The 2976-nt window shown below is 68.8% G+C and carries 3 protein-coding genes and 1 pseudogene; all 4 read right to left on the reverse strand.

Annotated features, from left to right (window positions below):
* The coding region (locus ABZW74_RS24300; protein WP_355280047.1) for a Mur ligase family protein at positions 1–910 on the reverse strand (910 nt) is incomplete at its 3' end.
* Entirely contained in the window at positions 903–2000 is a 1098-nt protein-coding gene (gene mraY, locus ABZW74_RS24305; protein WP_240856008.1) for a phospho-N-acetylmuramoyl-pentapeptide-transferase, read from the reverse strand. The genes mraY and ABZW74_RS24300, both read right to left, overlap by 8 nt.
* A gap of 16 nt (positions 2001–2016) precedes the next feature.
* A complete protein-coding gene (locus ABZW74_RS24310; protein WP_240856071.1) occupies positions 2017–2496 on the reverse strand; it encodes a UDP-N-acetylmuramoyl-tripeptide--D-alanyl-D-alanine ligase in 480 nt (159 codons plus the stop codon).
* 95 nt (positions 2497–2591) lie between these two features.
* Positions 2592–2976, reverse strand: a pseudogene (locus ABZW74_RS24315) (UDP-N-acetylmuramoyl-L-alanyl-D-glutamate--2,6-diaminopimelate ligase); the annotation flags it as partial.

Genomic DNA, 2976 nt, shown 5'->3' on the forward strand with positions numbered 1-2976 from the left:
CACCAGAAGGGCCCGGCGGGTGAATCGTGTCGACCGCGACCAGGGCGCCCGCCCCAAACGCGCGGTCGAGGAGGTGCCCGTCGGCGACACCGAGTTCGCCGGCATCGGGCGTCGACAAGGTGAAGCCGACCCGGCGTCCCTCAGCCGGCAACGATGCCGCCACCGCGTCGTCGAGTCCCACCACCGCGACTGCACCGGTCAGCGCACCTGCCTTGGCCGCCGCGTAGGCATCGAAGGAGCCATGCCAGTCGAGATGATCCTCGGCGACATTGAGGACCACCCCCGCCTCGGGGCGAACCGACGGCGCCCAATGCAGTTGGAAGGACGACAGTTCGACGCAGAGAACCTCCACGCGCGGAGTCATCCGCATCGCATCCAGGACCGGCAGGCCGATGTTGCCGCACGCGATGCCCACCCGTCCGGATGCCTCGACGATGTCGGCGAGCATCGAGGTCGTGGTGGTCTTGCCGTTGGTCCCGGTGACCACCAGCCACGTCCGGGGTTCGCCGAGTGCGCCCGCGCGGTCGAGACGCCAGGCGAGTTCCACCTCGCCCCACACCGGGACCGACGCCGTTGCCGCGGCCCGGACGAGCGGATGGTCGGGCGCGAAACCCGGCGAGACCACCACCAGTTCGGTCCGCATGGTCCAGTCCGGGTCGTCGAGCACCTCGTCGGCGGCAACCAGCGCGGCACCACGGCCGAACAGATCTTCGGCACCGTTGACCACCGAACGCGCCGCGGCCTGCTGCTCGGGCGACGCGGTGGTCGATACGAATCGGGTGTCGGCGAGGGTGACCCGCGCGCCGACGTCGATCAGGTAGCGGGCCGCCGACATCCCGGCCGTACCGGCGCCGGCGACCAGAACCGCGCGACCCGCCAGGTCTCCTGCCCCGGTGGGCCGCTCAGCCATTGGCGGTGAGGAATTCGCCGTAGAACAGCGACAGCCCGAGGGCGCATGCGATCGCGGTGAGCAGCCAGAACCTGATGATCACCGTGGTCTCGGCCCAGCCACCCAATTCGAAGTGATGGTGGAACGGCGCCATGCGGAACACTCGACGCCCGGTGGTGCGGAAGAACGCGATCTGGATCACCACCGACATGATCTCCGCGACGAACAGTGCGCCGATGACGACGGCGAGCAGTTCCGTGCGCGAGCAGATCGACAGGCCGGCCAGCATGCCGCCGAGCGCGAGGGAACCGGTGTCGCCCATGAAGATCTTGGCGGGCGCCGCGTTCCACCACAGGAAGCCCATACACGCCCCGCCGCCGGCGATCGCGATGAGCGCCAGGTCCAGCGGGTCACGCACCGGATAACAGGCGCTGGAGATCTCGGTCGTCGGCTTGGCGCCGCCGCGGCACGCGTTGACGAACTGGAAAAACGTGACCAGCACGTAGGAGCCGAGCACCATGGCCATCGACCCGGCAGCCAGGCCGTCGAGCCCGTCGGTGAAGTTGACTGCATTCGACCACGCGGCGACCACCAGCCAGCAGAACACCACGAACGCGACCGATCCCATCGAGATGGCGTTGATGTCGCGCACGTACGACAGGTTGATGCTCGCGGGTGTGTAGTCGTACTCGTTGTGGAACTGCAGGACGAGCACGCCGAACAGGATCGCGGCCCCGAACTGGCCGATCGACTTCGCAGTCTTGTTGAGACCGAGGTTGCGGTGCTTGCGGATCTTGATGATGTCGTCGAGGAACCCCACACCGCCGAGCACGGTCGCCAGGCCGAGGACCAGCAGACCCGACGCGGTGGGACCGTTTCCGCCGTCGATGAACAGGCCGGCCAGATGCGAACCGAAGTAGCCCGCCCAGAGCGCGGCGATGATCGCCACGCCGCCCATCGACGGCGTGCCACGTTTGGTCTGGTGGCTCTGGGGGCCTTCGACGCGGATCTCCTGGCCGAATCCCTGGCGCGAGAACACCTTGATGAGCACCGGGGTGAGCAGAATCGAGACCGCCACGGCGATCGCACCCGCGATGAGGATCTGTGTCACTGTGCTGGTCCCGTCCTCACGTCGCGTCCTGTGTCTCGTTTGGTGGTGGCCCGTCCGGTGGTGCCCCGTCCGCAGGGGCGCGATCGCGAACCGGCAGTGCCAAATCGGTGGCGAGTTCGTCGAGCAGAGCGGCGATCTCCGATGTGGCAGCGGCAACGAGTATCACGTCTGGAGCCGTGGGTCGCCAATCCGGCTGCTCACGGACGAGGTCGCGTGCGGCCGTGGCCGTGTCGACGATCCGCACCTCGTCGCCCCACGAGCCTTCCATAACCGCACCCTGATGCAACGCGCGCACCGACCGGGAGTCGCCGATACACAAGGTCTTGTCGACCGCGAGGCGGACCGCGAGCCGACCTACGCGGTCGTGTTCGACGACGCGTTCGTTCTCGCTGAGGCCGTCGGGCACCTCGAGCTCACCCAACCACGCCCAGGTGCGTCCGCGTCGAACACCGTCGGCGTCGCGGGTCTGCTCGCCCGCGTCGGCCAGCGTTCGCAAGAGTTCGCGGACTTCACGCGCCGACGCAGGTGTCTGCGCCCTGATCACGACGAGTTCGTCGGGCGCACTGCCGGCGCCGGACCGGATGGAACCACTCACCGGCGACCGCCGTCCGCTACAAGTTCGTCGAGGACGGAGGCAACGACGTCCCGGTCGTCGAAGGGGTGCTTCACACCGTTGATCTCCTGACCGGCCTCGTGTCCCTTGCCCGCGATCAGAACCGTGTCACCGGGTGCCGCCCACCGCAGCGCGGTGGCGATCGCCTCCGACCGTCCCCCGACTTCGCAGATCTCCTCGGCGCCGGCGGGACGCTCGTCGGCGCCGACACCGCGTGCACCGGCGAGCACCTCGGCGCGGATCGACGCCGGATCCTCGGTCCGCGGGTTGTCGTCGGTGATCACCCCGAACTCGGCGCCGCGCGCCGCGGCCGCTCCCATCAGGGGACGCTTGGCGGTATCGCGATCACCGCCGGCACCGATC

The organism is Gordonia sp. NPDC003585 (assembly GCF_040610755.1).
Classification (GTDB): Bacteria; Actinomycetota; Actinomycetes; order Mycobacteriales; family Mycobacteriaceae; genus Gordonia.